The sequence below is a fragment of the Phenylobacterium sp. genome, assembly GCF_046590535.1.
Taxonomy (GTDB): domain Bacteria; phylum Pseudomonadota; class Alphaproteobacteria; order Caulobacterales; family Caulobacteraceae; genus Phenylobacterium.
This window is the reverse complement of record NZ_JBKJTG010000256.1, coordinates 1-6,374: the sequence shown is the minus strand read 5'-3', so window position 1 is coordinate 6,374 and position 6,374 is coordinate 1. Positions and strand designations below refer to the sequence as shown.

Annotated in this window: 7 protein-coding genes; 6 read left to right on the top strand and 1 reads right to left on the bottom strand. The window is 67.8% G+C overall.

Translation table 11 applies throughout. From position 1 onward, the window contains the following. Nucleotides 1-73: 73 nt before the first annotated feature. Nucleotides 74-2,194, top strand: a complete 2,121-nt coding sequence (locus tag ACLL81_RS16250) for a sodium-translocating pyrophosphatase (protein ID WP_411289409.1) — start codon at nucleotides 74-76, stop codon at nucleotides 2,192-2,194. A gap of 83 nt (nucleotides 2,195-2,277) precedes the next feature. On the opposite strand, the gene ACLL81_RS16245 is transcribed toward ACLL81_RS16250, so the two are convergent. After that, the gene (locus tag ACLL81_RS16245) at nucleotides 2,278-2,763 is read right to left on the bottom strand and encodes an outer membrane protein assembly factor BamE (RefSeq protein ID WP_411289408.1); all 486 of its coding nucleotides are present in this window, start codon (nucleotides 2,761-2,763) and stop codon (nucleotides 2,278-2,280) included. Between the two features lie 105 nt (nucleotides 2,764-2,868). Here ACLL81_RS16245 and ACLL81_RS16240 point away from each other — a divergent pair, with 105 nt between their 5' ends. The 5 genes from ACLL81_RS16240 to ACLL81_RS16220 form a co-directional block, all read left to right on the top strand. Then, nucleotides 2,869-3,399 carry a ubiquinol-cytochrome C chaperone family protein gene (locus tag ACLL81_RS16240; RefSeq protein ID WP_411289407.1) on the top strand — a complete coding sequence of 177 codons (531 nt, stop codon included), beginning with the start codon at nucleotides 2,869-2,871 and terminating at the stop codon, nucleotides 3,397-3,399. Next, a complete protein-coding gene (locus ACLL81_RS16235; protein ID WP_411289406.1) occupies nucleotides 3,396-3,917 on the top strand; it encodes a DUF177 domain-containing protein in 522 nt (173 codons plus the stop codon). The genes ACLL81_RS16240 and ACLL81_RS16235 overlap by 4 nt, the downstream gene beginning before the upstream one ends. Nucleotides 3,918-4,010: 93 nt before the next feature. After that, a complete protein-coding gene (plsX, locus tag ACLL81_RS16230) occupies nucleotides 4,011-5,066 on the top strand; it encodes a phosphate acyltransferase PlsX (protein ID WP_411289405.1) in 1,056 nt (351 codons plus the stop codon). A 10-nt stretch (nucleotides 5,067-5,076) separates the two neighbouring features. Then, nucleotides 5,077-6,048: a beta-ketoacyl-ACP synthase III gene (locus ACLL81_RS16225; protein WP_411289410.1), complete on the top strand. Its 972-nt coding sequence runs from the start codon at nucleotides 5,077-5,079 to the stop codon at nucleotides 6,046-6,048. A gap of 133 nt (nucleotides 6,049-6,181) precedes the next feature. Beyond that, the coding region (locus tag ACLL81_RS16220) for an HU family DNA-binding protein (RefSeq protein ID WP_411289404.1) at nucleotides 6,182-6,374 on the top strand (193 nt) is incomplete at its 3' end.

Genomic DNA, 6,374 nt, shown 5'->3' with positions numbered 1-6,374 from the left:
GGCGGACAGAGGCGAATAACGCCCACCGCGCCAAGGGACCGGGCGTTTGAAGTTCACAGGATTTGGAAACGTCATGAGCAACTATCTGTGGCTGGTCATCGCCGCAGGCGCGCTGGGAGTCCTTTACGGCCTCGTCCAGACCGCCTCGTTGATGAAGGCCAGCACCGGCAACGACAAGATGCGCGAGATCGCCGCGGCGATCCAGGAAGGGGCCTCGGCCTATCTGCGCCGGCAATACACCACCATCGCCATGGTCGGGGTCGTGATCCTGATCGCGGCCTATCTGCTGATCGGGCCCTGGGCCGCGATCGGTTTCGTCATCGGCGCGGTGCTTTCGGGTCTGGCCGGGTTCGCCGGCATGCTGATCTCGGTAAGGGCCAACGTCCGGACCGCGCAGGCGGCGTCCGAGAGCCTGGGCAAGGGTCTGGATCTGGCCTTCCGGTCGGGGGCCATCACCGGCATGTTCGTGGCGGGCGGCGCGCTTCTGGGCGTGGCCGGCTACTATGCCTTCCTGACCCTGGGAGCGGGCTTCGAGAGCACCAGCCGCGAGGTCATCGACGGTCTGGTGGCGCTGGGCTTCGGTGCCTCGCTGATCTCCATCTTCGCGCGTCTGGGCGGTGGCATCTTCACCAAGGGTGCCGACGTGGGTGGCGACATGGTGGGCAAGGTCGAGGCCGGCATCCCTGAGGACGACCCCCGCAACGCCGCGACCATCGCTGACAACGTCGGCGACAACGTCGGCGACTGCGCCGGCATGGCCGCCGACCTGTTCGAGACCTATGCGGTGACCACGGTCGCCACCATGGTCCTGGCGGCGATCTTCTTCCGCGGTCAGGAATTGGTCGGCAACATGATGCTTCTGCCGCTGGCCATCTGCGGCGCCTGCATCATCACCTCGATCCTGGGCACCTTCTTCGTGCGCCTGGGCAAGAAGCGCAACATCATGGGCGCGCTCTACCAGGGCCTGATCGTCACCGGCGCCACGTCCATCGTGGCCCTCTGGTTCGTGATCAACGCGCTGGTTCCGGAAAGCCTGACCGTGGGTGAGTTCACCTTCGGCCCCACCGACCTCTTCTGGTGCGGCGTGGTCGGCCTGGCCGTCACCGCAGCGATCGTGGTGGTCACAGAGTACTACACCGGCACGGGCTTCCGTCCGGTGAAGTCGGTGGCCAGAGCCTCGGTCTCCGGTCACGGCACCAACGTGATCCAGGGCCTGGCGATGTCGCTGGAATCGACAGCGCTTCCGGCGCTGACGATCATCATCGGCATCTTGATCACCTACAATCTGGCGGGCCTGTTCGGCATCGCCATCGCCACCACCGCCATGCTGTCGCTGGCGGGCTTCATCGTGGCCCTGGACGCCTTCGGTCCGGTCACCGACAACGCCGGCGGCATCGCCGAGATGGCCGGCCTGCCCGCGGAAGTCCGCGTCGCCACCGACGCGCTGGACGCGGTGGGCAACACCACCAAGGCCGTCACCAAGGGCTACGCCATCGGTTCGGCAGGCCTGGGCGCTCTGGTGCTGTTCGCCGCCTATACGGAGGACCTCAAGTTCTTCGCGGCCGAAGCCCAGCCGGGGTCGTTCTTCTACGGCCTGGGCACGGTGGCCTTTGATCTGTCCAACCCGTACGTGGTGGTGGGCCTCCTGTTCGGCGGCCTCTTGCCATTCCTGTTCAGCGGCATGTCGATGACCGCCGTGGGCCGGGCGGCGGAAGCCGTGGTGGAAGAAGTCCGCCGTCAGTTCCGCGAGAACCCGGGCATCATGACCGGCGAGGTCAAGCCGGAGTACGGCCGGGCCGTGGACATCCTGACCAAGGCGGCCATCCGCGAGATGATCGTCCCTAGCCTGCTCCCCGTGGTGACGCCGGTGCTGCTGTTCTTCGTGATCCGCGCGATCTCGACGGACGCCAACGCCTTCGCCTCCCTGGGCGCCATGCTGATGGGTGTGATCGTCACGGGCCTGTTCGTCGCCATCTCGATGACTTCGGGCGGCGGCGCGTGGGACAACGCCAAGAAACTGATCGAAGAAGGTCACTACGGCGGCAAGGGCTCCGAGGCGCACAAGGCCGCGGTGACCGGCGACACCGTCGGCGACCCCTACAAGGACACGGCGGGTCCCGCCGTGAACCCGATGATCAAGATCACTAACATCGTGGCCCTGCTGCTGCTGGCGGTCCTGGCCAACTGGGGCTGATCCCCTAGGGCGACGCACCAAAGAAAGACGCCCCGGAGAGCGATCTCCGGGGCGTTCTTCGTTCCGGGCTGCGGGAGAAACCGCTAGCGGCGGTCGCCCGGGCGGTTGCCGGGGACGGTCTCGTCATCCCGCGGCAGCATGGAGCCGCGCCCGACGGTGCCCAGGAGCTGTTCCAGCACGGTCATCTCGCGCCCGCGGGTCGGCGTCTCGCGGCCGTTGAAGGCGATGACCTTGCCGTCCTTCAGGGTGTAGCTCGACACGCTCTCGACCGTCTCGCTGTCCTTGTTGAAGGTGATGGCGGTGACGTTGCGCGCCGTGACCGTGGGCTTGCGGAAGGCGATGCGGGCCTTGATCTGGTTCATGTAGAACCAGACGTTGGGGTCGAAGGTCGAGGTGGCCGACGGCGACCCCAGCTTGCCGCGCACGGTGGACTTGGTGTCGGTACCCACGGCGACGTCCTTCGGATCGGACTCGATCGCCTGGAATCCGGAATAGGAGGTGATCGGCGCGCAGGCGCTGGTGGCCAGGAGGCCTGCGGTGAGGGCGGCGAAAGCGGCGCGTCGGAACATCAGGGACCGTTCTTTTCCTTGAGAGGCTTTGACCTATCGCCGGCCGCCGCTTAGTTCAATGCCCCCCGCCTTTAGCGCCCGCTCTTGGCGAAATCGAGGCCGTCCATGCTGCTCGACCGACTGTTCAAGCCCAGGCCCTCCCGGGAATCCGGCCGCGCGCTCTATGCGCGGGTGGTGGAACAGTCCCGCACCCCCGCATTCTATCGCGAGATGGGCGCCCCCGACACGGTGGAAGGCCGCTTTGAACTCTACAGCCTGCACGTCATGCTGCTGCTCGACCGGTTCAAGCGCCAGGGCGACCAGGCTGCGGAGACCGCCCAGGCGCTGTTCGACACCTACCTGAAGGCCTTGGACCACGCGCTGCGGGAAATGGGCGTGGGCGACCTTTCGGTGGGCAAGAAGATGCGCAAGCTGGGCGAGGCCTTCTTCGGCCGCGTGAAGTCCTATCAGGAAGCCTTCGAGGCCCTCCCGGCCACCGAGGGCCTGCAAGCCTTGCTGGCCCGCACCGTCTACGCCGAGGCCGCCGACGCCCGTCCGCTCGAGATGGCCGCCTATGTGGTGGCCCAGCGCGCCGCCCTGGCCGCCCAGCCTCTGGACGCGCTGCTGGCCGGCAAGGTTGACTGGAAGCCGCTGTGACCGAGCCCTGGACCAAGCCCATCCGGCTGAACGAACTGGGCCGTGGCGGGCTGACCCTGCGCTTGGAGCCCGACGCCGACCAGCGCGCGGCCCTGGCGAAGCAACTGCTGCTGGTCAGCCTGCCGTCGCTGAGCGCCGACCTCACCGTCAAGCCGTGGCTGGACGGCGCGGAGATCACCGGCCGCTTCCGCGCGCTGGTGGAACAGACCTGCGGCATATCACTGGAGACCTTCGAACAGCCGGTGGAGGGCGAGATCCAGGTCCGCCTGCTGCCGTCGGGCAGCCCGCACGCCCAGCCCGCCCAGGGCGGTGAGGTCGAGCTGGACCTGGAGGCGCCCGATCCCCCGGACCTGCTGGAGCACGACCACTTCGACCTGGCTGCCTATGTTGTCGAGCACCTGGGGCTGGAGATCGACCCATTCCCGAGGAAGCCGGGGGTCGAGTTCGACTATGCGCCGCCCACGGAGGAAGTCTCGCCCTTTGCGGTGCTCAGGAAGCTCACCGACCCAAAGGACTAGCCCGCGCCGCGAAGGTTTCCATGTCCGGGCGTGGAAGGTATATCGTCGCGGCGAATCCCGGCCTGGCCGCCGCCGAAGGACCCAAGCGCCGTTTTGACCCAATCCCTGGTGATTTCCATCGACGCTATGGGCGGAGACCACGGACCGTCCGTGGCGGTTGCCGCCGTCGCCCGCGCCCTGACCCTGGTGCCGGCTCACGTCCGCTTCCTGCTGCACGGGGATCAGGCGGCGATGGCCGCGGAACTGTCCAAGCACAAGGCCGCTGTGGAGCGGTGCGAGTTGCGCCATGCGGAACGCGTGATCGGCATGGACGAGAAACCCGCCCAGGCCCTGCGCCGGGGCAAGGGCACTTCCATGTGGAATGCGGTGGAGGCGATCCGCAACGGCGAAGCCGCCGCGGCGCTGTCGGCTGGGAACACCGGCGCCCTGATGGCGATCTCCAAGCTGATCCTGCGGATGAGCGCAGACCTGGACAGGCCCGCTCTGGTGGCCAGCCTGCCGCACAGCTCCGGCGTGACCACATTCCTCGATGTGGGCGCCAACGTCGACTGCGACGCCGAGCGGCTGGTGGAGTTCGCCATCATGGGGGAGGCCTTCCACCGCGCCGCCCACGGGACGCCGCGGCCCACCGTGGGCCTGTTGAACGTGGGCCACGAGGATATGAAGGGCCACCAGGAGGTGCGCGAGGCGCACCGGGTCTTGCGCGAAGGCCATCTGGACCTGGAATACCGCGGCTTCGTGGAGGGCGACGACCTGACGCGCGGCAAGGTCGACGTCATCGTCACCGACGGCTTCACCGGCAATGTGGCGCTCAAGGCCATGGAAGGCGTCGCGCGCTTTATCACCACCGAGCTGCGCACCGCGCTCACCTCCAACCTAGGCGGGACCCTGGGGGCGGTGATCGCCCGGCCCGCCCTGCGCAAGTTCCGCGACCGGTTGAGCCCGCCGCCGGCGGCGCCGCTGCTGGGCCTGAACGGCATCGTCCTGAAGTGCCACGGCGGCGCCACCGACCGGGATTTCGCCCAGGCCCTGCGGGTGGCGGCCGACCTGGCGCGCAGTGGCTTCGCCGCCGAGATCGAGCGCAACATGCGCAAGCTTCCCGCCGCCCTGGCCGAGGTGATCCCGACGCCCTTGGACGGAGCCGCCTGAAGTGACCAAGGTGCTGCGTAGCGCCGTCACCGGCGTGGGCGGATACCTGCCCGAACAGATCGTCACCAACGACGACCTGGCCAAGTTCGTCGACACCTCCGACGCCTGGATCCGTGAGCGCACCGGCATCCGCCAGCGCCACAAGGCGGCCGAGGACCAGCCTGTCTCCGACCTGGCGGTGGCTGCGGCCAAGCGGGCCCTGGCCGCGGCCGGGCGCACCGTGGACGAGGTGGACATGATCGTGGTGGCGACCACCACGCCCGACCTTACCTTCCCCTCGGTGGCCGCCATCGTGCAGCGTAAGCTGGGCTGCCCCGTGGGCATCGCCTTCGACGTGCAGGCGGTCTGCTCGGGCTTCGTCTACGCGCTCTCGGTGGCCGACGGCTTCGTGGCCCGCAACCGGTCGCAATGCGCCCTGGTGATTGGCGCGGAAACCATGACCCGGCTGATGGACTGGACCGACCGCGGCACCTGCGTGCTGTTCGGCGACGGCGCTGGCGCTGTGGTGGTGGAGCCTGTGGAAGGCGAGGGGACCACCGCCGACCGTGGCCTGCTGGGCTTTGCGCTCCGCGCTGACGGCGCCAAGCAGGACCTGCTCTATGTGGACGGCGGGGTCTCCACCAACGGCCAGATCGGCCACCTGCGGATGCAGGGCAACCAGGTGTTCCGCCACGCCGTGGTGAACATCTCCGAAGCCGTGGTGGCCGCCGCCGCCGACGCGGGGGTCAATGTCGCCGACGTCGACTGGTTCATCCCCCACCAGGCTAACCAGCGCATCCTGGAGGGCGTGGCCAAACGCCTGGGCATCGATTCCGCAAAGGTCATCTCCACGGTGGCCAAGCACGCCAACACCTCGGCGGCCTCCATCCCCCTGGCGCTCTACGAAGGCATTTCCGATGGCCGTATCAAGCCCGGCCAACTGCTGCTGATGGAAGCCATGGGCGGCGGCCTGACCTGGGGCGCCTGCGTCGTGCGCTTGTAGGCGTTAGCTTCAAGCCCGTCCCCGGTTACGCCTTGAAGTCTTTGACCTGATGCGACAATCAGGTCATGACGATTATCCGACGTTTCCGCGATTGCGGCCCGTCGACAGTGGTTCAGTAGGGGGCAGGGGCGAGATGAAGGGCGCGACAGTAACGCGGGCCGACCTGTGCGAGGCGGTTCACGAAGAGGTGGGTCTGACCCGTCAGGATTGTTCCGAACTCGTTGAGCGGACGCTTGAGCTGGCCGCCCAGGCTCTGGAGCGCGGCGAACAGGTGAAGCTTTCGGGCTTCGGCGTATTTCAGGTGCGCGCCAAGCGGGCCCGGATGG

Coding starts and splice junctions, on each gene's coding strand:
- ACLL81_RS16250 (WP_411289409.1), top strand. CDS start 74: ATGAGCAACTATCTGTGGCTGGTCATCGCCGCAGGCGCGCTGGGAGTC.
- ACLL81_RS16245 (WP_411289408.1), bottom strand. CDS start 2,763: ATGTTCCGACGCGCCGCTTTCGCCGCCCTCACCGCAGGCCTCCTGGCC.
- ACLL81_RS16240 (WP_411289407.1), top strand. CDS start 2,869: ATGCTGCTCGACCGACTGTTCAAGCCCAGGCCCTCCCGGGAATCCGGC.